At 63.9% G+C, this 24,135-nt stretch carries 19 protein-coding genes; 3 read left to right on the top strand and 16 right to left on the bottom strand.

The genetic code is table 11. The annotated features are described in order from the left end of the window. Positions 1-15 precede the first annotated feature (15 nt). The 6 genes from ABXS05_RS19130 to ABXS05_RS19155 form a co-directional block, all read right to left on the bottom strand. Complete coding sequence (locus ABXS05_RS19130; RefSeq protein ID WP_311944762.1) at positions 16-846, bottom strand: carbohydrate ABC transporter permease; 831 nt, start codon at positions 844-846, stop codon at positions 16-18. A gap of 3 nt (positions 847-849) precedes the next feature. After that, the gene (locus ABXS05_RS19135; RefSeq protein WP_311944760.1) at positions 850-1,716 is read right to left on the bottom strand and encodes a carbohydrate ABC transporter permease; all 867 of its coding nucleotides are present in this window, start codon (positions 1,714-1,716) and stop codon (positions 850-852) included. Between the two features lie 235 nt (positions 1,717-1,951). Further along, positions 1,952-3,259 carry an ABC transporter substrate-binding protein gene (locus ABXS05_RS19140; protein ID WP_376717795.1) on the bottom strand — a complete coding sequence of 436 codons (1,308 nt, stop codon included), beginning with the start codon at positions 3,257-3,259 and terminating at the stop codon, positions 1,952-1,954. A 226-nt stretch (positions 3,260-3,485) separates the two neighbouring features. Further along, positions 3,486-4,436 carry a sugar-binding transcriptional regulator gene (locus ABXS05_RS19145; RefSeq protein WP_311944759.1) on the bottom strand — a complete coding sequence of 317 codons (951 nt, stop codon included), beginning with the start codon at positions 4,434-4,436 and terminating at the stop codon, positions 3,486-3,488. A 180-nt stretch (positions 4,437-4,616) separates the two neighbouring features. Beyond that, entirely contained in the window at positions 4,617-5,030 is a 414-nt protein-coding gene (locus ABXS05_RS19150; protein WP_311944758.1) for a MarR family winged helix-turn-helix transcriptional regulator, read from the bottom strand. 154 nt (positions 5,031-5,184) lie between these two features. Then, positions 5,185-5,958: a ferredoxin--NADP reductase gene (locus ABXS05_RS19155; RefSeq protein WP_311944756.1), complete on the bottom strand. Its 774-nt coding sequence runs from the start codon at positions 5,956-5,958 to the stop codon at positions 5,185-5,187. Positions 5,959-6,595: 637 nt separating this feature from the next. Between ABXS05_RS19155 and ABXS05_RS19160 the strand changes: the two genes are divergently transcribed. Beyond that, positions 6,596-8,080 carry a mannitol dehydrogenase family protein gene (locus ABXS05_RS19160; RefSeq protein WP_367625041.1) on the top strand — a complete coding sequence of 495 codons (1,485 nt, stop codon included), beginning with the start codon at positions 6,596-6,598 and terminating at the stop codon, positions 8,078-8,080. A gap of 124 nt (positions 8,081-8,204) precedes the next feature. On the opposite strand, the gene ABXS05_RS19165 is transcribed toward ABXS05_RS19160, so the two are convergent. From ABXS05_RS19165 to ABXS05_RS19210, 10 genes are all read right to left on the bottom strand, one after another. Continuing rightward, positions 8,205-8,936 (bottom strand): phosphotransferase, encoded by a 732-nt coding sequence (locus tag ABXS05_RS19165; RefSeq protein WP_367625122.1) that lies wholly within the window; start codon positions 8,934-8,936, stop codon positions 8,205-8,207. Positions 8,937-9,030: 94 nt separating this feature from the next. Next, a complete protein-coding gene (locus tag ABXS05_RS19170; RefSeq protein WP_367625042.1) occupies positions 9,031-10,662 on the bottom strand; it encodes a mucoidy inhibitor MuiA family protein in 1,632 nt (543 codons plus the stop codon). Positions 10,663-10,846: 184 nt separating this feature from the next. Next, a complete protein-coding gene (locus ABXS05_RS19175) occupies positions 10,847-11,704 on the bottom strand; it encodes a type 1 glutamine amidotransferase (RefSeq protein WP_367625043.1) in 858 nt (285 codons plus the stop codon). A 333-nt stretch (positions 11,705-12,037) separates the two neighbouring features. Next, positions 12,038-13,627 carry a phosphoglycerate dehydrogenase gene (gene serA / locus ABXS05_RS19180; RefSeq protein ID WP_311932918.1) on the bottom strand — a complete coding sequence of 530 codons (1,590 nt, stop codon included), beginning with the start codon at positions 13,625-13,627 and terminating at the stop codon, positions 12,038-12,040. 157 nt (positions 13,628-13,784) lie between these two features. Next, positions 13,785-14,951, bottom strand: a complete 1,167-nt coding sequence (locus tag ABXS05_RS19185; RefSeq protein ID WP_311932917.1) for a phosphoserine transaminase — start codon at positions 14,949-14,951, stop codon at positions 13,785-13,787. A 182-nt stretch (positions 14,952-15,133) separates the two neighbouring features. Continuing rightward, complete coding sequence (locus ABXS05_RS19190) at positions 15,134-16,054, bottom strand: carbohydrate ABC transporter permease (RefSeq protein ID WP_311932916.1); 921 nt, start codon at positions 16,052-16,054, stop codon at positions 15,134-15,136. Between the two features lie 16 nt (positions 16,055-16,070). After that, positions 16,071-17,177 (bottom strand): carbohydrate ABC transporter permease, encoded by a 1,107-nt coding sequence (locus ABXS05_RS19195; RefSeq protein WP_311932915.1) that lies wholly within the window; start codon positions 17,175-17,177, stop codon positions 16,071-16,073. A 196-nt stretch (positions 17,178-17,373) separates the two neighbouring features. Further along, positions 17,374-19,044 (bottom strand): extracellular solute-binding protein, encoded by a 1,671-nt coding sequence (locus tag ABXS05_RS19200; RefSeq protein ID WP_311932914.1) that lies wholly within the window; start codon positions 19,042-19,044, stop codon positions 17,374-17,376. 237 nt (positions 19,045-19,281) lie between these two features. Next, positions 19,282-20,343: an ABC transporter ATP-binding protein gene (locus ABXS05_RS19205; protein WP_311932912.1), complete on the bottom strand. Its 1,062-nt coding sequence runs from the start codon at positions 20,341-20,343 to the stop codon at positions 19,282-19,284. Positions 20,344-20,481: 138 nt separating this feature from the next. Next, positions 20,482-22,293 carry an amidohydrolase gene (locus ABXS05_RS19210; protein WP_367625044.1) on the bottom strand — a complete coding sequence of 604 codons (1,812 nt, stop codon included), beginning with the start codon at positions 22,291-22,293 and terminating at the stop codon, positions 20,482-20,484. 93 nt (positions 22,294-22,386) lie between these two features. Between ABXS05_RS19210 and ABXS05_RS19215 the strand changes: the two genes are divergently transcribed. Further along, positions 22,387-23,337, top strand: a complete 951-nt coding sequence (locus tag ABXS05_RS19215) for an ABC transporter ATP-binding protein (RefSeq protein WP_367625045.1) — start codon at positions 22,387-22,389, stop codon at positions 23,335-23,337. Then, on the top strand, positions 23,337-24,104 hold the full coding sequence (locus ABXS05_RS19220) for an ABC transporter permease (protein ID WP_311932908.1): 768 nt from the start codon (positions 23,337-23,339) through the stop codon (positions 24,102-24,104). Before ABXS05_RS19215 ends, ABXS05_RS19220 begins: the two co-directional genes overlap by 1 nt. Positions 24,105-24,135 lie beyond the last annotated feature (31 nt).

Genomic DNA, 24,135 nt, shown 5'->3' on the forward strand with positions numbered 1-24,135 from the left:
ACATGTTGTTGTTCGTCATTTCACGGCGCCGAAGGTCAGGCCGCGGACGAGTTGTTTTTGCGAGAACCAGCCGAGTACCACGATCGGCAGGATGGCGAGGGTCGAGGCGGCCGACAACGTGGCCCAGAACAACCCCATCTTGGCCGAGTAGCCCGCGATGAACTGCGGCAGCGGCGCGGCGTCGAAAGTGGTCAGGTTCAGGGTCCAGAACGCCTCGTTCCAGGCCAGGATCGTGTTGAGCAAAAGCGTGGAGGCGATGCCGGGGACGGCCATCGGCGTCAGCACATAGACGATCTCGCGCCAGAGCGAGGCGCCGTCCATGCGGGCCGCTTCCAGGATCTCGCCGGGGATCTCCTTGAAATAGGTGTAGAGCATCCACACCACGATCGGCAGGTTCAGCAGGAACAGGACGACCATCACGCTCCAGCGGCTGTCGAGCAGGCCCCAGCGGTTGAAGAGCAGGAAGATCGGCATCAGGGCGCCCACCGCCGGCATCATCTTGGTGGAGAGCATCCACATCAAGAGATCCTTGGTGCGCTTGCCGGGCGCGAAGGCCATGGCCCAGGCGGCCGGAACCGCGAAGATCAGGCCGAGCAGGGTGGAGCCGACCGACAGGAAGATCGAGTTGAGCGCGGCCCTGCCATAGTTGGATTCCGTAAAGATGTTGCGATAGTTCTCCAGCGTCCATTCGAAGAAGACGAATTTGGGCGGCAGGATGCCTGCCTCGCCTTCCGTCTTGAAGCTGGTGATCACCATCCAGAGGATCGGGAAGAAGATCAGGAAGCCGACGATCCAGGCGGCGGCTGTCACGACGACCTTGCGCCGGGTGGAAACTGCGCGTGCCATGGCTCAGGCCTCCAGATTCTTGCCGATCATGCGGACGAGGAAGAAGGCGACGATATTGGCCAGCACCACGGCGACCAGCGCGCCGGCCGAGGCCGCTCCGATATCGTGGTCGCCCGCTTCGGTGAGATAGACCAGGAAGGGCAGATTGGCCGTGTTCAAGCTGCCATTGGTCGTGACCTTGATCTCGGCGAAGATGTTGAGGAGGAAGATGGTCTCGATCAGGATCACCACCGTGATGGCGCGCGAGAGATGCGGCAGCACGATGTAGAAGAAGTAGGAGATCGGCTTGGCGCCGTCGAGCTGGGAGGCTTCCTTCTGTTCCTCGTCCAGCGACTGGATGGCGGTGAGCAGGATCAGGGTGGCGAAGGGCAGCCATTGCCAGGCTACGATGATGATGATCGACAGGAGCGGCCAGTTGGTGAACCAGACGACCACCGGCAGGTGGAGCACCTGCGAGACCCAGGTCAGCATGCCGCCGTCGGCATTCATGAACAGGTTCTTCCAGATCAGCGCGGCCACTGTCGGCATCACGAAGAACGGCGCCAACACCATCAGGCGCACGATGCCCTGGCCGGCGAAGGGCTGATCCATCAGCAGGGCGATCAGGATGCCCCCGACGATGGTGATGGCAAGCACGGAGCCCACGATCAGCAGCGAGACGCCCAGCGACTTGAAGAAGGTGGGGTCCGTCAGAAAGTAGGTATAGTTCCCGAAGCTGTTCCAGTAGAAATTCGTCGGATCGTCGAGCGTATAGTTGTTCAACGAATAATAGATCGTCAGAACGAGCGGAACGATCATCCAGATGAAGAGCATGATGACCGAGGGCGCGACGGCCACCCTGGCGAGCACACGCGTCTGCTGCGTTGCCATCTTGAGGTCCTCCCCACAGACCAAATCTTGAATGTTTCCGAGCAAAGCGCGTTCAGGCTCGACCCCCGTATGTGAGCCCAATCTTTGCTTCGACGCGTCTTGGCTTCTTTGGCGACCCCTTCGAATCCCCAAAAAGCGTTCGTTCTAGTCTTCGAAAGGGGGCTGTCCCGGTGATGAAGAGCCGGGACAGCCAAGTTTCAGGAGGGGCGATGAGCCCCGTCCCGGGAGGAAGGGGTCACTTGATGTAGCCGGCCTTGGTCATGGTGCGGGTCACCAGCTTCTGCGATGCGGCCAGGGCATCGTCGATCGAAGCCGAGCCGGCCAGGGCCGAGGAGAATTGCTGGCCCACCGAGGTGCCCATGCCCTGGAACTCGGGAATGGCGACGAACTGCACGCCGACATAGGGCACCGGCTTGACGGTGGGATGGGTCGGATCAGCCGACATGATCGAATCCAGCGTCAGCTTGGCGAAGGGCGCAGCCTTCTGGTAGTCGGGATTGTTGTAGAGCGAGGTGCGGGTCCCGGGAGGTGCCGCAGCCCAGTTGCCCTCGGTCTTGGCAACCAGGGCCGAATAGTCCTTGCTGGTGGCCCAGGCGATGAACTTCTCGGCGGCTTCCACCTTCTGAGAGCCGGCGGGGACCGCGAGCGACCAGGCCCACAGCCAGTTGGCGTTCTTGCCCTGGCCGGTATTAGGGGCGAGGGCGAAGCCGACCTTGTCGGACACAGTCGACTGCTTGGGGTCGGTCACGAAGCCGGCCGCTACCGTAGCGTCGATCCACATGGCGCATTTGCCCTGGTTGAACAGGGTGAGGTTCTCGTTGAAGCCGTTGGAGGAAGCATCCGGCGGGCCGGCTTCCTTGAGCAGGTTCACATAGAAGGTGAGCGTGGCCTTCCATTCGGGCTGGTCGAACTGGGGCTTCCAGCTTTCGTCGAACCAGCGGGCGCCGAACGAGTTCGACATGGCGGTGAGGAAGGCCATGTTCTCGCCCCAGCCGGCCTTGCCGCGCAGGCAGATGCCATAGGTGTCGGCGGTCTTCAGCTTCTTGGCGGCATCCGCCACGAAGTCCCAGGTCGGGCTGTCGGGCATCTTCAGCCCGGCCTTCTCGAACAGGTCCTTGCGATACATGATCATCGAGGACTCGCCGTAGAACGGAGCGGCGTAGAGCTTGCCTTCATAGGTCAGGCCGTCGCGGATCGGCTTGATCAGGTCATTGGTGTCATAGTTGTCGCCGAGCTTGTCGAGCGAGACCAGCCACCCCTTCTTGGCCCAGATCGGCACTTCATAGGTACCGATGGTGAGGATGTCGAACTGGCCGGCCTTGGTCGCGATGTCGGTCGTCACCTTCTCGCGCAGGGCATTCTCCTCGAGGGTGACCCAGTTCAGCGTGATGTCCGGATTGGCCTTGGTGAAATCCTCCGAAAGCTTCTGCATCCGGACCATGTCGCCATTGTTCACCGTGGCGATCGTCAACGTCTCGGCGGCTCCGGCCACCGTAGACCAGGCGAGGGAAACGCCGCAGGCAAGCGCGCCTGCAAGCGAAATCAGTGATTTTGCCGTTTGCACCAGAACCTCCCGTCAAAAATGCGCACCGCTTGTCACGGCTTGTGGGCGTGGGCAGACGCCCAATACAAGAGCATATTCTCAGCGGCGTGGCTTAATGTCAAGCTGAGTCATGCGCCGGGATCGCGCCTGCTGGGCAGGCAAGCGCCAGCGCGCGCGGAAGAGGGGCCGCGCGTCGGGCGATTTTCGGTTCTGGGCAGGGGTGGGTCTATTCGAGCAGAGCGATGGCCGTCTGTTCGTCGGTGATCAGACCGGAAAGCAGGTCGCCCTTCAGGGCGGCGCGGATCGGGGCGATCTTGCGCTGGCCGGCGGCGACGCCGACCACAGGCACGAGACGCGCCAGCCGGTCCGGGCGGAAGCCGGGCAGGCGCTCGGTATAATCGTTCTGCAGGATGCGGCCGTTGCGGTCGAAGGGCCAGGCGGCGATCTCGCCGATGGCGCCATTCTCGATGAGATAATGCATTTCCTGCTCCAGCACGAAGCCGTCCTGGTGGATTGGAGAGCCGTAGCTGACGTCGCTGACGCCGACATAGACGGCCCGTGCCGTCTCCACCAGATCCTGCAGCAAAGTGTGTACCGGCTGGCTTCTCAGAGCCTGGCAATGCTCGACGGTGTCGGCGAGCACCGGCATTTGCAGCGGGTAGCATTTGGCGTCGAGCTTATCGGCCAGGCGCATCGCGATCTCGAAGGGGCTGACGCAGCCGTCGCGCGCGGCATTGCCGACGATCGAGACCATCTTGAGGTCGGGGCGCGGCTTGGCCGAGATCTCGCGGACCATGCGCAGCAGGGTGCGTCCGGTCGAAAAGCCGAACACGCCCGAGCCGCGCTGGCCGAACTGGGTCTCGAGGATCTGCGCGGCGGCCAGTCCCACGGCTGCGAGCGGGTCGTGCAGGCCGTTCGGTACGACTTCGCAGATGGTCAGGCCGTAGCTGTCGCGCAATTGCTTGGCCAGGGCCGTGCATTCGGCGATGGGGCTCTGGATGCGGAACTCGATCACGCGTTCCGAGACGGCCAGAGCGACCAGGCGCTGCACGCTCTGGCGCGAAATATCGAACTGGGCGGCGATCTCATCCTGGGTCGCCCCGTCGATGTAGTAGAGCCAGGCGGCGCGGGTGGCGAGATCGAGCTTGCGGTTCTGCAGGTCTGCGAGGTCGCTCATGATATCCCATCCCTCTGAGTATTTGCCCAGGCTGGTTGCGAACGCCCAGTTTTATAACCTAGAATGCATTCATCGGGTAGCGGCGCAAGCCTCAGCATCGAGCGACGGTACGATTTTAGTCCTGCGGCGCTCGGGACAGGCCTCGTTGGGGACAATTCCGGCATTGTTGTCAGAACGGCGTCAGCGCAGCTTGTCCAGCAGCGCCCGCAGCGTGCCGCGCTCTGTCTCGCTCAGCGGCGCCAGGGTCAGGTCCGTGACGGCGGAAGCCTTGGCCACTAATTGGACGTAAAGCGCTTCGCCCGAGGCGGAGAGGGAGACGACGAGGCGGCGGCGATCCTCGGCATCGGGCCGGGTTTCGATCAGGCCGCGGCGCGACAGCCGCTCGACCACGCCCTTGACGGTAGCGACGTCCATGGCCGTGAGCCGGCCCAAGAGATTCTGGGAGGAGGTGCCGAGTTCGGCAAGCTTGGCCAGCACCGCCCATTGCATCGGCGTCAGGTCCTCGCCGAGCCCGTCGGAGAACAGGACGGCATGCCGCTGGTAGACCTGCCTCAGAATGAAGCCAATCTGATCGTCCAGTCTGTAATCGGTCATGGCATTCCAAGCAGGATTTCTCGATATTGCCCACGAATGGGCGATATCGAGAAATTCTGCAAGCGTTTGAAATTCTGCAGATTCCTCCCGATCGAGCCCGTGGTTCGATCGGGAGGAATCTGCCTGGAGGCGAATCGAGACGTGGACGCCGAGCCTACTTGTCCACGAAGGCCTTTTCGATCACGAAATCGCCCGGCTCACCATGATTGCCCTCGACGGCCCCGCGTTCCTCCAAAAGGGCCTTGAGGTCGCGCAGCATTTCGGGGCTGCCGCAGATCATCACGCGGTCCTGCTCGATGTCGAGCGGCGGCAGGCCGATATCCTCGAACAGCTTCTCGGACTTGATCAGGTCGGTGATGCGGCCGGTGTTGCGGAAGGCCTCGCGCGTCACCGTCGGATAATAGATGAGCTGCTCGCGCACGGCCTCGCCCAGGAATTCATGGGCGGGAAGCTCGTGGGTGATGCGCTCGCCATAGGCCAGTTCCTGGACCTGGCGGCAACCATGGATCAGCACGATCTTCTCGAAGCGGGCATAGGTCTCCGGATCCTTGATCAGGCTGAGGAAGGGAGCCAGGCCCGTACCGGTACCGACCAGGTAGAGGTAGCGGCCGGGCTTGAGGTTGTCGAGCAGCAGTGTGCCGGTGGCCTTGCGCCCGACGATGATGGCATCGCCTTCCTTCAGATGCTGCAGCCGCGAGGTCAGTGGCCCATCCTGCACCTTGATGGAGAAGAATTCGAGCGTCTCTTCATGATTGGCACTGACCAGGCTGTAGGCGCGCAGCAGGGGGCGGCCATTGACCGGCAGGCCGATCATGGTGAACTGGCCGTTCTCGAAGCGGAATCCCGGATCACGCGTGGTGGTGAAACTGAACAGCCTGTCGGTCCAATGATGGACGCTCAGAACCCGTTCCTCGTTGAAATTGCTCATGCTGGCCGCCTTGCCACTAGGCAGGTTCCTCCTGATCGGGCCGCGGTCCGATCAGGAGGAACCTGCAGGATATCAAACTTTCCAGAGTGTCTTGGCGAGGCTCGTCCATGGGCCTCGCCAGGGCACTCCGTTCAGGTCGTCACTCATTCTCACCGAGGAGATATCCGCAAATAATCTGGCAATCAAATAAATAAACAAGGAATTGCGTGAATTAGAACCGATCCACGGTGGACGTCCTGATTTTAGGCAAAACTCGTTAGTGTGCAAACGAATTTTGCGCGCCAAAAAATGACCCTCTGCAACAAGTCCTTGCCAAAATGTCGGAAGCAGGGCCAAGTATGCAGCTATTGCAGGCACGCCTTCGAATTGCGGTCAGGCGTCGCCGCTTTCAGCCGGACGAGAACAGGAGGGGCAGCCCCGTTCCCGGTCCGGCATCCATCACCCAGGCATGGAGGCTCGGGCAGGCCCGTTCTGCCGGCTCGAGCTAGAGCAAAACGCGTTTGAACGTAAACGCTCGATTGCTCTAACTCCTTGTTTTGACGCGTCTTTGTGATTCTTGATGATGCGTCAGATTGCAAAACGCTTTCGCGACCGACGGCGCCGGATCGCCGCTGCCGCTACCATCATGGAGACGATCTTGAAGAAGCTTTCCTCGAAGACCCTCGGAAGCCTCGGCGCTGCCATCGCCGTTCCCGGGTATGATCGTTCCGCCGTGCGCCCTGGCATCGTGCATTTCGGCCTCGGCAATTTCCATCGCGTTCACCAGGCCGTCTATGTCGATCGCTGCCTGCACAAGCCCGGTAACGAAGGCTGGGGCATCTGCGGCGTCGAACTGATCGACGTCCCCGCCACCCGGGCCAAGGCCGAGGCCTACCGCGCCCAGGATTGCCTCTACACCGTCACCGAATATGCGCCGGATGGTGCGGCCAGCACGCGGGTGATCGGCGCCATGGTGGATTATCTGCATGCGCCCGACGATCCGGAAGCCGTGCTGGCCCGCCTCAGCCACGCCGATACCCGCATCGTCTCCCTGACGATCACCGAAGGCGGCTACAATCTCGACGAGACCACTGGCGTGTTCAAGCTCGATACGCCGGAGGTGGCGCTCGATCTGGCCGGCGGTCCGCCGCGCACGGCCTTCGGCTACATCGTCGAGGCGCTGCGGCGCCGACGCGAACAGGGCACGAAACCGTTCACGGTGATGTCCTGCGACAATCTCCGTCACAATGGCGGCACGGCGCGCAAGGCCATCGTCTCCTTTGCCCGCGCCCGCGACGCGGGGCTTGCGGCCTGGATCGAAGCCGAGGTCGATTTCCCCAATTCAATGGTCGACCGCATCGCGCCGCAGATTCCGCCCGAGGTGAAGGAGCGCCTCAACAAGCGCAGCGACATCGATGACGCCGTGCCCGCTTTGGGCGAAACCTTCAGCCAATGGGTGCTGGAGGACGATTTCCGGGCCGGGCGCCCGCCCTTCGAAGAGGTCGGGGTCGAGATGCGCGACGACGTGCCGGCCTTCGAGTTCATGAAGGGGCGCATGCTCAATGCCTCCCACATCCTGCTGGCCATGCCCGGTATTCTCATGGGCTACCGCATCGTGCACCAGGCGCTCGCCGACACCCGCCTGCATCGGCTCCTGGAAACCTTTCTCGACCGCGACGCCATTCCGCGCATCGAGGGGCCGAAGGGTGTTTCGCTGGAAGAGTACAAGAACGCGGTGCTCGAGCGCTTCTCGAACCCGGCCATCAACGACCAGCTGCTGCGCATCGCCTTCGACACCACGGCCAAGATCCCGGTCTTCCACTCCAAGACCCTGGAAATGCTGCTGGCGGACGGTGGGGATCTTCGGCGCGAGGCCTTCTTCCTCGCCTGTTTCGGCGCCTATCTGACCGGCAAGGATGACAGGGGCGAGGCGTTCGATGTGGTCGAGCCGCGCCTCAGCGAGCAAGACTGGGAGCTCGTCCGCGGCGGCAATCCACTCGACCTGCTGCGCACCAGCCCCTTCGCCAAGCTCGGCCTCGCCGAGCATATGGAATTCGCCAAGCTCTATGCCGGCTATGTCGCCTCCATCCAGGCGACCTCGGCGGGCCAGACCCTGGCGGCGCTGCTGGTCGAGACGGCGTGAGGAGCGGGGGTGCAGCGCGCTCCCTTCCCCTCGGGGGAGGTCACCTTGCGGGCGGCATGAGCCGATGGAGTAGTAGCGCCGGAGAATCCGGCATTCGATCGGCCTCCCGTTTCATGGCCGTTGCTCAGACTGCCCGAACTTCGGTAAGCCGCCTGACGGCATGCTCGTCATCCCAGCAGACGGCGGCTTCCCATGCGGCGGACGCCTGCGCAGCGATGTCATAGGCGTTGCCGTCGAGGCCGGCGGCGTTGTGAGGCAGAGCCAGGTCGAGGTCGGGGACGTCGACATGCGACTCGTCCCAGTCGATCAGCGCGACCCGATCCGCGGTCATGCGGATGTTGCGCGGATTGGGATCACCATGGACGACGCAGGTCCCACACCCGATCAGCCGTGCCCATGCAGCCCGGCACCGGGCAACGCCCTCCGACGGCATCGCGGTGAGATTGATCCTCGTCCCGGTCTCGGCGCTCAGGAGGTCGATCGACGATCGCCAGCCTGGACGCTGCGGCCACCCCTGTGTCACCCGATGCAACCGGCGAAGCACGTCGGCGACGCGACGCCACTCGGCCTGCGTCTCCGGCGGTCCGCCTTCCACACGGGTCATCACCATCAGACCATCTGCGAACAGACGGCCGTCTGTCGTGGGAATCGGCACCGGCACGGTCAGACCTTCACGGTCGAGGTAGCAGAGGAGTTCGGTCTCCCAAGCCAGATCGGCATCGCTCCTGGTACCCAAACGACCGACTGCAAGGTGCCCGCGGGCACGTACGCTCCACACATCATTGGCAACGCCGCCGGAAAGCGGTTCGATGCGAGCGACGTCCGCACCCCACTGGCTGAGTGCCTCCCATCCCACTGGCGACCCTTTCGACCAACCACCGGTTCCCAACTCTAGCTCAGGCGCGTGGCACCGCAAGGGAGAAGGCCGTCGCCCTCCATCCTGACAAGCCTCAATCCAGGTTGATCGTCTCGGCGCCCGGCCAGGTGACCTTGTAGCCGAAATTGATGTCCTTGCTGGCGCCGGGGGCGAGATCCACCGTCCAGACCAGCACGCCACGGCGATTGTCGGCGTCGCGCTGGGTCGGTGGGGTCATCTGGGCGGAGGGTTCCACTTTGATGTCCTTGTTCTCGGCGACCGGCAGGGCTTCCTCGATCGACAGCTTGATGGCATTGGCGCGGCCATTGCGCAGGCTGATCTTGTAGTCGCGCCTTTCGCTGGTGGTGGGGCGAGCGATGCCGGTGTTGCTTTCCAGCTTGCGCGTCACTGCCCGTTCCACCTTGATGCGATCATCGGCGCCGAAGCCGAGGCGCACGGGTTCTCCCTTGGTGGCGAGCGGCATGGCGGTCTGGCCGGCATAGAGGCCGTCACGATAGATCGAGACGGAACCCGGAAAAAGCGGCGTATCCTCGCCATTGCTGAAGCTGGCCTCGAGAAAGGCCGTCTGCTGCAGGGAGGGGACGGCACGCGCCACGATTTCCGGCGTGAGCGTGGCCGAGGCGAGGCGCAATGCCTTGGAACCCGGCCCCGAGGGCACGCTGGCGCGGGCCGGAAGGGCCCACACGCTCTGGTAGCCGGCCGTGTTGAGCTTTGCCTCGGTCTCCCGCCCCGGCCTTGGCTGGGCCTGCGCCGCTGCGGAAGCTTTCGGTGCCGGGGGCGCTGTGCTCTCTTCGGCACGGCTGCGCGCCAGAGCATCGGCCGGCAGCACGTCATAGTCGGGCTGGAAATTGAGGACATAGCTGGCAAGCTTGGGAGGCGCGGCGCCCGTGGTGGCGCGGGCGGTCGAGATGGTGAGGGCGACGTCGCTCCAGTCCTCGCCGGTCGCTTGCGTGATCTTGGCCCGCCGTACGAGTTCGAGTTCACCCTTCTCGCTGTCGAGGCGGGCATCGTAGAGCGGTGACCAGCCGGCATTGCCGATCAGGTAGGAGACGGCGATGCGGCCTTTCACGGCCTGCTCGGCATTGACGGAGAGGCGGAGCTGCGTGCGCTTCTGGCCCTCGGGCCGACCATCGCGCTGGCTCTGCAGCCTGGCGATGTCCTCGTCGAGATCGCGGATCTTGAGCGCATTCTGGCGCAGTGCCTCATTGACCTCTGCCATGTCGTCGCCGACGGCGTTCCAGGCGCCGCGCAAGGCGGCGATGTTGCTGCCCTCCTTGGCCGCGTTGAAGGTGGCGCCATTGGCGAAGCGTTCGATCAGACCGCGCTTGGCGAGCAGGGCCTTGCCGATCCCGGCCAGGCCTTCGCGCTGATCCTTGAGATCCTGCAGGGTCTTGTTCGCCGCGGCATCGGGTACGGGGCCGTCGCTCAGGGCATTGGCGATGTCGGTTCCCGCCAGGGAGACGCCAGAGGCCTCACGCATGTCGACCCGGATCGAGGCTGCGTCGAGACCTGCGGGCAGATCCTTGGCGACCAGCACATTCTCGCCCGCCGGTATGTCGAACTCGATCACCCGGGTGACCGTGGCGGCGTCGGGATAGACAGAAACGGCATCGATCTTCGACTGCACCCCCAGATCCGCTGCAAAGACCGGCGTGGTACCCAGGAGCAGAAAGGCAGTAAGAGCGAGGCGAGGGACGGGGGACATGGCGGATCTCCGTTGCGGGACCGCCATGGGAAGGCAGGATTGCGGCGCGATGGCGACCGCAACCTCGAGCTGTATCGGGGGGAACAGAGAGCGCCGGCCTTGTCGGCGATGGGCCGGAAGATCGGCACGCCAAAACCGCATTGCGACCGACGGGGTGGCGTCGATCGCATGGGACAATTTGGGATCAGCCGCGCCCGCGTTCGGAAATCACTGGTTTCACGCGCAGCTCGATGAAATTCTCGATTTCCCTCAGCCGGCGGCGGGCGTCGAGGATGTCGGGACCGATGCCGTAGCGCCAGGAGATGTCGGTGCGTCTGACGTCGGCGACCAGCGCCTCGAGGTCGGCAATCCAGCTATCGGCAGCCCTTTCTTCGCGGAAGAAGCCTTCGGCGAGCAAGGTCGGCTTGTAGCGCCGCATGATCACCGTCAACTCGTTGAGCGAGAATTCGGGATGGTACTGGATGCCCCAGAAACGTCCGCCATCATGGCTGATATCGACCGCCTGTACGTCGCTCACCGTGTTGCTGGCAAGCACGATGGCACCTTCCGGCAGCGCCTCGACCTCGTCGCCATGCACGCAAGGGCTGGTGAAGATGGGCGCCTTGCCAGCGTAGAGCGGGTGGTCGCGTCCCTCGGCCGTCAGCGTGATGTCGCGCGCGATGCCAACTTCGCGGCCCTTGGGATTTGATCGTACCGAGCCGCCGGCGGCCACGGTCGCCACCTGCAGGCCCCAGCAGGAACCGAAGAAGGGCGTGCCGGACTTGTAGACCTCGCGGGCCAGCTCGACCTGGCGCATCGATTCGGGCTCGGCCTTCCAGATGTTGAGGCCGGAGCCGGTGATGACGACACCGTCATAGCTTTCGAGGCCGGCGGCATCCGGCAGGTTGGCACCTTCGTCGGCGGGCAGGGCGATGTCGCAGATCGCATCCGGCGCCAGGCTCTTCAGTACCGCCGCATAGGATTCCGACGGCGTGAGGCCGTAGGTCGCGCGGTGACGTTCACGCGCTGCACGGACATTGCCTTCGACGACGAGGAGACGCATTGCTCACCTGTGATCACATTTTGCCGCGACCGGGTTTAGCAGCCCGCGAGCCGGCGGGAAAGGGTGAAGAGTAACGATCCGTACAAGATGGGGGCCGGGGCGGCAAAATGAAGCGTTTGGAAGGGAGGGGAGGCAAAAAGTCATCCCGGACGCGATGCGGCACAAAGTACCGCTTCGCAGATCCGGGACCCCAAGAGGAGACCAGCGCTCTATCCGCAAGGCGGTCCCCGGACCAAACCTTCAGTTTGGTCTGACTGCATCGCATCACTTCGTGTTGCAATGCGTGCCCGCTCCTATTCGCCTTGGCGAATAGGAGCGGAGGATGACCTCACCTCAGAAAGTCAGCGCCTTCACCTGCACCACGTTCGGGATGGTGTTGATTTCCTTGAGCAGGGTTTCGCCCACCACCTGGTCGATGCCGACCAGGGCGATGGCATTGCCGCCTTCGAAATCGCGGCCGAACTGCATATGGGCGATGTTGATGCCGTTCTCGCCGAGCAGCGTGCCGATACGGCCGATGAAGCCGGGGCGATCGTGGTTGGTGATGTAGAGCATGCGTGGCAGCAGGTCCGCCTCCACATTGATGCCCTTGATCTGCACGATACGCGGCTTGGTGCCGGCGATGATGGTGCCGGCCACGGCCCGGGTCAGGTTCTCGGTCTCGACCTCCAGCGTGATCAGGCTGTCGTGGTCGCCCGTCTTCTCGCGCGTGGTCTCCTCGATGACGATGCCGCGCTCGCGCGCGACGCTGGGGGCGGCCACGATGTTGATGTCGGCCAGGGCCGGGCGCAGCAGGCCCGCCACCGCGGCCGACGTCAGTGCCTTGATCTTCATGTGGGCGACATCGCCCTCATAGACGATGCGGATGGTCTTGATGTCGGTCTCGGTGAGCTGGCCGGCAAAGGAGCCGAGCTTCTCGGCAAGCGAGATATAGGGCTTGAGGCGCGGGGCCTCTTCCGCCGTGATCGAGGGGAAGTTGACGGCATTGGAGATGGCGCCGCGCAGGAGGTAGTCCGACATCTGCTCGGCGACCTGCAGGGCGACGTTCTCCTGGGCTTCCGTGGTCGAGGCACCCAGATGCGGCGTGCAGACGACATTGGGCAGGCCGAACAGCGGGTTCGCCGTCGCCGGCTCCTCGACGAAGACATCGAGGGCGGCGCCGGCGACATGGCCGGATCTCAGGAGCTCGGCGAGGGCTTCCTCGTCGACCAGGCCGCCGCGGGCGCAGTTGATGATGCGCACGCCCGGGCGCGTCTTGGCCAGCGCCTCGCGCGACAGGATGTTGCGGGTCTGCGGCGTCATCGGCGTGTGCAGGGTGATGATCTCGGCCCGGGCGAGCAAATCGTCGAGTTCGACCTTCTCGACGCCGAGTTCCAGCGCGCGTTCGGCGCTCAGGAACGGGTCGAAGGCGATGACGCGCATCTTCAGCCCCACCGCGCGGTCGGCGACGATCGAGCCGATATTGCCGCAGCCGATGATGCCGAGCACCTTGCCGGTGATCTCGACGCCCATGAAGCGGTTCTTCTCCCACTTGCCGGCCTGGGTGGAGGCGTCGGCGGCGGGGATCTCGCGGGCCAGCGCGAACATCATGGCGATGGCGTGCTCGGCCGTGGTGATGGAATTGCCGAAGGGCGTGTTCATCACGATCACGCCGCGGGCGGTGGCGGCCGGGATGTCGACATTGTCGACGCCGATGCCGGCACGGCCGATCACCTTGAGGTTGGTGGCCTTGGCGAGGATGGCAGACGTGACCTTGGTGGCCGAGCGGATGGCAAGGCCGTCATAATTGCCGATGATCTCGGCGAGCTTGTCCTTGTCCTTGCCGAGGGCAGGCTGGAAATCGACCTCGATGCCGCGATCCTTGAAGATCTGGACGGCGGCGGGGGAGAGGGCGTCGGAAATCAGGACTTTGGGAGCAGTCATGGAAGCTCTCCTGGAGCGCGGGCATCTGCCCGCTTATGGAAACGGGATTCTTTGCAGAAGATGATGCTGCTGGGGCCGCCGATCTCTTGTCGGCCTCATTCCGGAAACGTCGTGTTTCCGAAGAGCCGGCAGGATGCCGGCGGTCCCAGGGAAGAATTCAGCCGAGCGTGGCGATCGCCTTGTGGAACGACCAGTCGAGCCAGGGCATCAGGGCCTCGACATCGGCGGTCTCCACCGTGGCGCCGCACCAGATGCGCAGGCCCGGAGGGGCATCGCGATAGGAACCGATGTCGAGCCCCGCCTTCTCAGCCTCGATGGCGGAGGAGAGCGCCTTGGCGAAGGCAGCCTGCCCGTCGGGAGCAAGGGCCGCCACCCTCTCGTCCACCACCTTCAGGCAGACCGAGGTGTTGGAGCGGGTCGCCGGATCCTTGGCCAGGAAGTCGATCCAGGGCGTCTTCTCGACGAAGCGCTCGATGGCGGCGAGATTGGCGTCGGCGCGGGCGATCAGCCCGTCGAGGCTGCCCGTGGCCTTGGCCCAGTTCAGCGCGTCGAGATAGTCCTCCACGCAGAGCATCGACGGCGTGTTGATGGTCTCGCCCTTGAAGATGCCTTCGATCAGCTTGCCGCCCTTGGTCAGACGGAAGATCTTGGGCAACGGCCAGGCCGGCGTATAGCTTTCCAGCCGGGCGACGGCGCGAGGGGAAAGGACGAGCATGCCATGGGCCGCTTCGCCGCCGAGGGCCTTCTGCCAGGAGAAGGTCGTGACGTCGAGCTTGGCCCAGTCGAGACGCTGGGCGAAGGCGGCCGAGGTGGCATCGCAGATGGTCAGGCCTTCGCGATCGGCCGGGATCCAGTCGGCGTTGGGCACGCGCACGCCGGAAGTGGTGCCGTTCCAGGTGAAGACGATGTCGCGGTTCTTGGCGTCGATCTCGCTGATATCGACGATGTCGCCATAGCCGGCCTTGAAGATGCGGGCATCGGTGAGCTTCAGCTGCTTGACGACGTCGGTGACCCATTCGGCGCCGAAGGATTCCCAGGCCAGCACGTCGACGCCGCGGGCGCCGAGCAGCGACCACAGCGCCATCTCGACGGCGCCCGTGTCGGAAGCCGGCACGATGCCGATGCGGTAGTCCGCCGGCACGCCCAGCACGTCACGGGTCAGCTCGATTGCCTGCTCAAGCTTGGTCTTACCAAGCTTCGCACGATGCGAGCGGCCGAGGGCAGCGGATTTCAGGGCTTCGGGGGTCCATCCGGGGCGCTTGGCGCAGGGGCCGGACGAAAAGTTGACAACAGCGGGCTTGGCCGCTGGCATTGGCAGTGTCATCGCGATGTCTCCATCCTCGCAGATGGGCGTTCCTCGTTGGGGAGGAATGTCCCGCAGCCCGTATGCGCTGCGGCGGGGATGGCGTCAAGAGACTTTTGATGGTCGGATAGAGGAAACTTTGGCGTAAGCCTTTCGAGAGCGCGACCGTGGCAGAAACGCCACGGTCACCCTGTTACTCGCCGTCACTTCACCGAGCCGGCCGTCAGGCCCTTGACGATGTAGCGCTCCAGGAAGATGCCGATCAGAGCGAGTGGGGCGATCGCCGTGGTGGCAAGCGCGGCCATCGACCACCAGTTGATGCCCTGCGAGCCGGTCTGGCTGGCCACCATCACCGGCAACGTCTTGGCGTCCGAGGAGGTCAGCAGGGCAGCGAAGAAATATTCGTTCCAGGTCAGCACCAGCGCCAGGATGAAGGCCGCCACCATGCCGGGGAGGGCGATCGGCAGGATGATGTGCCAGAAGGCGCCCCAGAGTGACAATCCGTCGACCAAAGCGGCCTCGTCGAGCTCGGTGGGGATGGTGTCGAACTGGTCGCGCATGATCCAGATCACGATCGGCAGCACGGTGAGGGTGTAGAGCAGGATCAGGCCGATGCGGGTGTCGAGCAAAGCGAGCTCGCGGTAGAGCACCAGGAAGGGCAAAGCCAGCACCACCGGTGGCAGGATCAACTGCGACAGGAAGAAGAAGGAGATGTCGCGGTTGCGCATCCAGCCGAATTTGTACTGGAAGCGGCTGAGGCCATAGGCGGCGAGCGAGCCGATCACCACGGCGAGCAGCGAGGAACCGAGCGAGGTGATCACGCTGTTCAGGAAGCGCGACAGGAATTCCGAGCGCACCGTCGAGGTCGAGCCGAGCGTATCGGGCGACAGGCCGAGCGAGCGCCAGCCCTTCCAGTCGGGCTGGAAGTCGAGCCACGGAATGAGATGGCCCTGGGTGACGTCGACCGCCGATTTCATCGAGGTGGTCAGTGTCCAGTAGATCGGAAACAGGCAGATGAAGGCCCAGGCGACCAGCGCGCCATAGATCAGCACGCGGCTCAGCACGGTGGTCAGGCGAAAGGCGGTGTCGCGGGGCACGGCGGTCGGGATGGTTGTCGTCGTCATGTCGATCCCTTCCCGATCAGCTGCTGCGCTGCATGAAGCGGTTGGCGATGTTCAGGAGCACGGTGACGAAGACGATGATCGCCACCAGATAGAACATCGCCAGCATGGTGCCGTAGCCGACATTCGAGCGGTCCCTATACTCGCGATAGATGAAGCTCGATACGGTGTCCGTCGCCCCGCCCGGGCCGCCGGAGGTGGTGTTGATCACGATGTCTGCGAGCTTGAGCTTGAAGATGATGCGCAGCACGATCGCCGTGATCGAGACGGGCAGCATCAGGGGGAAGATCATCTCCTTGAACTGCTGCCAGCCCGAGGCGCCGTCGATCTTGGAGGCTTCCATCACCTCCTTGGGCAAAGCTTGCAGGCCGGCGAGCAGCAGGATCATCAGGAAGGGGATCGAGACCCAGGCATCCATCGCTTCGATCGAGAGGCGGGCGATCCAGGGCTGGGTAAAGAAGGTCGGCTGCGACCAGCCCAGCTCCCGCATCAGCCGCGCCACCGGCCCATAGCGATATTCCATCATCGATTTGCCGACCATCCAGCTCACCGCCACGGGGCTGAGCATGAAGGGCAGCAGGAAGGCGACGCGGAAGAATTTGCGGGCCCTGATCTCGGCGTTGAGCAGGAGGGCGAGGCCGAAGGCGATGGCGTATTCCACCAGCACCATCAGCACGTAGAACACCATGTTGGCCAGAGCGTTCCAGAAATCGGGGTCGTGGAAGAGCGCGACGAGGTTGTCGAGCCCGTTGAAGCGCTGGCCGGCGAAGGAGGAGAGGTTCCAGTCGGTCAGGGCGATATAGAAGCCGAAAATGGTGGGGAAGATCACCATCGCCACGGTGAACAGCACGGCCGGCAGGATGAACAGGGCGCGCTCGCCCGCTTCCCCGCGCATCAGCACCTGCCCGACGCCGAGCGCCACCGACCACAGCACGAAGGCGTAGAGCACGGGACGCCAATTGTCGAAGCCGAGGGCCAGGCCCTGGTTCTCGTGCAGGAACTGCACCAGAGCGGCAACGACGAGGAGTACGGAGGCCAGGCCGATCAGGACGCGGCCCAGGAGGATGCGGCCGCTCGGGATGGAGCTTGGGATGTGTGTAGCGGTTGCAGACGAGGTCGGCGGCATCAGGGGCCCTGGACGCTGAACATGATGGACGGGCGCGACGCTCCCCTTCTCCCCCTGCGGGAGAAGGTGCCCCGAAGGGGCGGATGAGGGGTCTTGCTGTGCACACCACGTATGGCGCGCCCACCCCTCATCCCCCTGCCGGGACCTTCTCCCGCAGGGGGAGAAGGAGCTCTTGTCGGCGGTGGTCGAACGAAGACTACAGCCCCAGCGAGGCCTTGTAGAGCTTGATCTGCTTCTCGCGGCCGATCTGGTCGGTCAGCTTCTCCCAGGCGGCGGCGATCTGGTCGGCGCCTTCCTGGGCCTTGAGCTGGCCCGCATAGATCTTGGCGAGGATGTCCTCGGCCAGGCTGTAATATTGGAAGATGCCGGGGATGCGCGGCTCGATTGCTCCGTTGGGGTGGTTGTAGGAGTTGAACTGCGAGTCGAGATAGTTGGAGATGAAGGCCTTGTCATAACCGGCCGCCACCCACTCGTCGATATTGTGCTGGCTGTTGCGATAGCACTGGAAGCCTGAGGGATAGACCGCCGTCCACAGCGCCAGGTCCTTGCCACCGAGATGGGCGGCGGCACTCCAGGCGGCTTTGTGTTTCTTCTCGTCCTTGTCGACGCGGGCCATCACATAGACGCCCCAGCCGAGATAGGCCAGATTCGGCGCGAAGTTCGGGCCGCTGGCGAGCTTGTCCCACTTGCCGGTCTTCGCATTGTAGACGTCGTCGGAGCCGGGCAGGATGTCGAAGCCGCATTTGTCGCCGATGACCGAGGAGTCGTTGGTCTTGGCGTTGGAACCGATGTCGCCCCACCACACGCACATCGAGCCGGTGCCGCCGAGGAATTGCTGGAAGCCGGTGGTGTTGGGGTCGGCGTTGAGCTGGTCGGCGGGCTCGGAGGGCAGGGCGTCGAGCACGTCCTGGATGGCGCGCACCCAGGCCGGGTTGTTGATGCGCGGCTTCATGGTGTCGACGTCGAACAGCCAGGCCTTGTCGTCGGGATGCTTGGCATAGGCGGTGGCGCGGCTGCCGAGGAAGTAGAAGCCGAAGCCCCCCCAGGCCTTGCAGGCGTCGAGATAGCCATAGGCGTCCTGGCCGTCGACCTGCTTGCCCTTGAGGAACTTGGTCACCGCCTGCACCTGCTGCCAGGTACGGGGCACTGCCCATTCAGTGGTGTTGCCGGCTTCCTTCCAGGCCTTGGCCAGGGCCTCGTCCTTGAAGTAGTCGGTGCGGTAGTTGAAATTGTGGGTGTCGCCGTCGATGGTGACGCGGTACTGCTTGCCGTCCCAGGTACCGACGGGCGGCTTGAGGTAGGAGACCAGATCGTCCATGTCGATCTGCTTCTTGACCCAGTCCGGCATTTCCGACGCCAGACCCTTGCCGCAGACGTCGCCCTCGAAGGGGGCGCCCATCTCGAGCAGGTCGAAATCGACCGTGCCGGTGGCGATGGCCTGCTGCAGGCGGGGATTGTAGTCGGCCTGGGCGAGATCGATCCAGTTGATCTTGGCGCCGGTATAGGCCTCCCAGGGTTTGAGGAAGCCGCGGAACAGGAGGTTGTGCAGGTTCTGGTTGTTGAGCCCCATGAAGGAGAGTTCGACGCCCTTGAACTCGCCCTCCTTGATGGAGGCCTTGGTGGCGCCGAGGCAGAGTTCGCCGACCTTCTGCCAGTCCGCATCGGTGGGCGAACCCTTGCCGACGCCGGGGATCTGCAGGATCTTGGCCCTGAGGTCGCTGGCTTCGTCCGCCATGGCCGGCTCGATGGCGGCGGTGACGCCCAGGCTGCCCATCGCGGCCAGGGCACCGACGCTTGCGGCGCTCTTGAGCAGCCCGCGGCGGCTCGCCTGCAGGGCGAGAAGATGGTTGTAGTCTTCCGTTTTCACGTCGATTCTCCCGGTCTGGATGGCTCGTCTTGTTCTTGGCTGTCTGGCAGCAGGGATGTTTCTTCGAACCGCTCCGACAACGCGTGGTTGTGGCGGAGCGGCAGGATGCTAGGAAGGCCTTGTTTTCCCGTCAACAAAAAGGTCAGACCATTCCGGTGCACGGGCATCCTGGCGGTTCTTTTTGCAACGCGCGCGATGATTCCAAGAACGAACGGGACGTCCGTGCATCCGGAAATCTCAGTTCAACCGCAAACCCGTCTCGGCATCGAAAAGATGCACGGCGGCAAGATCGGGCTGAAGCGCCAGGGTCTCGCCCGAGCCGGCGGTAACCCGCTCGCGGAAGACACCCAGCACCCTCTGCTCGCCGAGCTGGGCGAAGACCTGGGTTTCGGCCCCGGTGGGTTCCACCACGGTGATCCTGGCCTGCAGGTTGCCGCCGAGGGAAAAGTGCTCGGGGCGGATACCGTAGACGACGCGCCGGCCCTCGCTGCCGGCTGGCGCTGAAGGGACAGGCAATTCCACGCCGTCATCGGTGACGAAACGCGGCGCGGGGCTGGTTTCCAGCCGGCCCTTGATGAAATTCATGGCCGGCGAACCGATGAAGCCCGCGACGAACAGATTGGCCGGGCGGTCGTAGAGCTGCAGCGGCGAGCCGATCTGCTCGATGATGCCGTCATGCAGCACCACGATGCGATCGGCCATGGTCATGGCCTCGATCTGGTCGTGGGTGACATAGATGGTGGTGGTCTTCAGGCGTTGATGCAGTTCCTTGATCTCGGCACGCATCTGCACGCGCAGCTTGGCGTCGAGATTGGAGAGCGGTTCGTCGAACAGGAACACCTGCGGCGCCCGCACGATGGCCCGGCCCATGGCGACGCGCTGGCGCTGGCCGCCGGAAAGCTGGCGGGGATAGCGCGCCAGATAGGGGCCGAGGTCGAGGATCTCGGCCGCCCGCTTTACCCGCTCGTCGATCTCGGCCTTCGGCGTCTTCCGGATCTTGAGCGCGAAGCCCATGTTCTCGGCCACGGTCTTGTGCGGATAGAGCGCGTAGCTCTGGAACACCATGGCGATGTCGCGATCGCGCGGCGGCAGGTCGTTGACGAGGCGGTCGCCGATCTTGAGGGTTCCCTCGGTGATCGGTTCCAGACCGGCGATCATGCGTAGCAGTGTGGACTTGCCGCAGCCAGAAGGCCCGACCAGCGTGACGAACTCGCCATCCTCGATATTGATCGACACGCCATGAATCACCTTCTGGGCGCCATAGGATTTCTTGACGTCGACGACATCGACTGAGGCCATGCGGCGAGGTTCCCTCTGACTGGATTTGTCGGACGAGGATTGGTAGCCGAATGCTTCGCTGTTCGGCAAGGGTAGGGCTATGGTCATCCCGTGCGCGCCGCACCGCTTCGCGCTGCAATGCGTGCGGGATGACTTCTCCTATTTGAACCCTTCGGCGCGGTAGACCTCCTTGCCGCCCACCACCGTCAGCAGCACCTCGGTCTTGGAAACCTGCTCCACGGGGATCTTGAGCGGGTTGCGGTCCAGCACGATCAGATCGGCGAATTTGCCGGGCTCCAGCGAACCGGTGACCTCGTCCTGATGCAGCTCATAGGCGGCGTCGATGGTGGCGGCCCTGAGCGCCTGCCTGATGGTCAGGCCGGGATCGGCGTTGAGCTTGCCCGGATTGCTCGGGTCGCTGCGGGTGACGGCGATCTGGAAGGCATACCATTCGTTGAGCGGATCTACCGGCCAGTCGCTGCCGAAAGCCACTCGCGCGCCAGCCTTGAAGATCTGGCCATAGGGCTCGACGAAGGGCAGGCGCTTCGGTCCGGCCTGCTCCTTGATGGCCGCCACCTGGTCGGGCGAGGCCGCGCCCCATTGGAAGGAGAGCACGGGAATGGCGTCTAGCTTGGCGAAGCGCGGCAGGTCGGCCGGATCCACCATCTCGTTATGCGCCAGTGCGGGCCGGATGTCCTTGCCCGGTACCTTGGCGCGCATGGCCTCGATCGCATCGAGCGTGACATGGACGGCACCGTCGCCATCCGTGTGCAGATGGGGATCGATGCCCGCCTTGGCGAGCCCGATCAGCAGCGGGGTGAGGCGGTCGGGCTGGACGTAGAGCGCGCCGCGCTCCGTGCCCGGCTGCCAGTCCGGCTTGTCGACACTGCCCTTGTTGACGAAATAGGGAGCTAGCGTATAGCCGGTCTGCGCCGGCGCCTGGATGACGCCGTCCATGAAGATCTTGGCGTTGCGCAGCGTGATGCCGGGTTCGGCCCGCAGCGGCCCCTGATCGAAGCGGGCGGCGAGCGTACGGACCCGCTGGACGTGGGCGTCGGCACTCTGGTCGGTGTCGGTGGCCAGCTTCGGCGCCAGATGGGCACGCGCCGTCAACTCGCCTCGCTTTTGCAGGGTCGCCCAGGCGGTCATCTCGCCCTCGTCGGCGGCCGCTTCGAGGAAGCTGGTGATGCCGCCCTTGCGCAGCGCCTCGAGCGCAGTGCGCCCGAAGGCGAGATTCTGCTCGGCCTCCTGTTCGGGCGAGAGCTTGGGCATCGCCGCCATCACCAGTGCGTCACCGCCATCCTCCAGCATGCCGGTCGGCTCGCCAGCGGTGTCGCGCACGATCTTGCCGTCCTTGGGATCGGGGGTGTCCCTGGTGACACCCGCGAGCGCCAGGGCCCGGCTGTTGGCGAGCTTGGAGTGGTAGTCGAAATTGATCACCAGGATGGGGCGCTTGGTCTTGAGCTTGTCGAGCTCGCCGCGGGCCATGTCGGTGCCCGCCGGCAGCATCTTCTGGCGGAACCAGTTGTTGACGATCAGGAAGGCGTCGGCGGAGGCGTTCGGCTCCGCGTCGAGACAGGCCTGGATGGCGGCCAGGGTTTGGTCGAGGGTCAGGGCCGCATAGTTGAGATTGCATCCCGTCAGGCTCTTGCCGCCGCCGAGGGGGTGCATATGGCCGTCGATGAGGCCGGGCATGGCCATGCGGCCGCCGAGATCGACCACCTTGGTCTTGGGGCCGATATGGGACTTGGCATCCGCGCCCGTACCGACGAAGACGATCCGTCCTTCGCGCACGGCCAGGGCTTCGGCCATGCTGTCCTTGCTGTCGGCCGTATAGATCAGGCCGTTGAGGTAAACCGTATCGGCAGGTCTGCTCTCCTGGGCATTGGCGCCGGCTGAACCGAGTGCCGAGATTGCGGTGAAGGCCATACAGAACAAGCCTGCCTTCAGGCTGTGGCTAATCATCTTCATTCCCCCTAAGACCCCTCCCGGTCTCCAGCGTCTTTGAAGAAACATGGTTGCACTTGGTTTGGAAAGACGCCATTTCCCCGCAGGGAGGCACGCATGAAAGCCAACAATTCACCGTCCGCCGAGGACGTCATCGTCGCGGTGTCCGGCGTCAGCAAGACCTACAAGACGGGCTTCCAGGCCCTGAAACAGATCGATCTCACCCTGCGTCGCGGCGAGATCTTCGCTTTGCTCGGGCCGAACGGGGCCGGCAAGACCACGCTGATCTCGATCATCTGCGGCATCGTCAATCCCTCCAGCGGTACGATCCGTGCCGACGGCTCCGACATCGTCAGGGATTACCGGGCCGCCCGCACCAAGATCGGGCTGGTGCCGCAGGAATTGTCGACCGATGCCTTCGAGACGGTATGGGCGACGGTGAATTTCTCGCGCGGCCTGTTCGGCAAGCCGCCCAATCCGGCCTTTCTCGAAAAGATCCTGCGCGACCTCTCGCTTTGGGAGAAGCGGGACTCGAAGATCATGGCGCTGTCGGGCGGCATGAAGCGCCGCGTGATGATCGCCAAGGCCTTGTCGCACGAGCCGACCATTCTCTTCCTCGACGAGCCGACGGCGGGCGTCGACGTCGAATTGCGTCGCGACATGTGGGAGATGGTGCGCGGGCTGCGCGAGAACGGCGTGACCATTATCCTCACCACCCACTATATCGAGGAAGCCGAGGAGATGGCCGACCGCATCGGCGTGATCAACAAGGGTGAGATCATCCTGGTCGAGGACAAGACCGAGCTGATGCGCAAGCTCGGCAAGAAGCAGCTCACGCTCAGCCTGCAGCAGCCCCTCGAAGCGGTGCCGACGGCGCTTGCCGCTTATCGGCTGGATATCGCCGACAACGGCAACCAGCTCGTCTACACCTTCGATGCCAAGGACGATCCGGAAGTGCTCTCGCGCCTGCTCCACGATGTCGGCGAAGCCGGTATCGGCTTCAAGGACCTGCAGACCAGCCAATCCTCGCTCGAGGACATCTTCGTCAGCCTGGTAGGGGCGCATTGATGAACATCCACGCCATTCGCGCGATCTACGTCTTCGAGATGTCGCGGACCTTCCGCACGCTCCTGCAGTCGATCGCCTCGCCGGTGATCTCGACCTCGCTCTATTTCATCGTGTTCGGCTCGGCCATCGGCAACCACATGCCCACGGTCGGCGGCGTGAACTACGGCGCCTTCATCGTGCCCGGCCTGGTCATGCTGGCGATCCTGACCGAGAGCATTTCCAATGCCTCCTTCGGCATCTACATGCCGAAATTCATCGGCACCATCTACGAAGTGCTGTCGGCTCCGGTCTCGGTGGTGGAGATCGTCATCGGCTATGTCGGCGCGGCCGCCTCCAAATCCATATTGCTCGGGTTCATCATCCTCATCACCGCCTGGCCCTTTTCGCATTATTCCATCGAGCATCCGTTCTGGATGCTGGCTTTCCTGGTACTCACTTCGGTGACCTTCAGCCTGTTCGGGTTTCTGATCGGCATCTGGGCCGATGGCTGGGAAAAATTGCAGATCGTGCCGACCCTGATCATCACGCCGCTGACCTTCCTGGGCGGCAGCTTCTATTCGATCAAGATGCTGCCCGACTTCTGGCAGGGCGTCAGCTACGTCAACCCGGTTCTCTATCTGGTGAGCGGCTTTCGCTGGGCCTTCTATGGGGCCTCCGCTTCCGATGTCGATTTCGGGCAGAGCCTGGGCATGACGCTGGTCTTCATGCTGCTGTGCCTGGCCGTGATCGCGCTGATCTTCCGCACGGGTTGGCGGATCAAGGTGTGAGCGAAGCTTCCAGGAGCCGTCTCGCAGCGGG

This window comes from Labrys neptuniae, from assembly GCF_040797145.1.
Taxonomy (GTDB): domain Bacteria; phylum Pseudomonadota; class Alphaproteobacteria; order Rhizobiales; family Labraceae; genus Labrys; species Labrys neptuniae.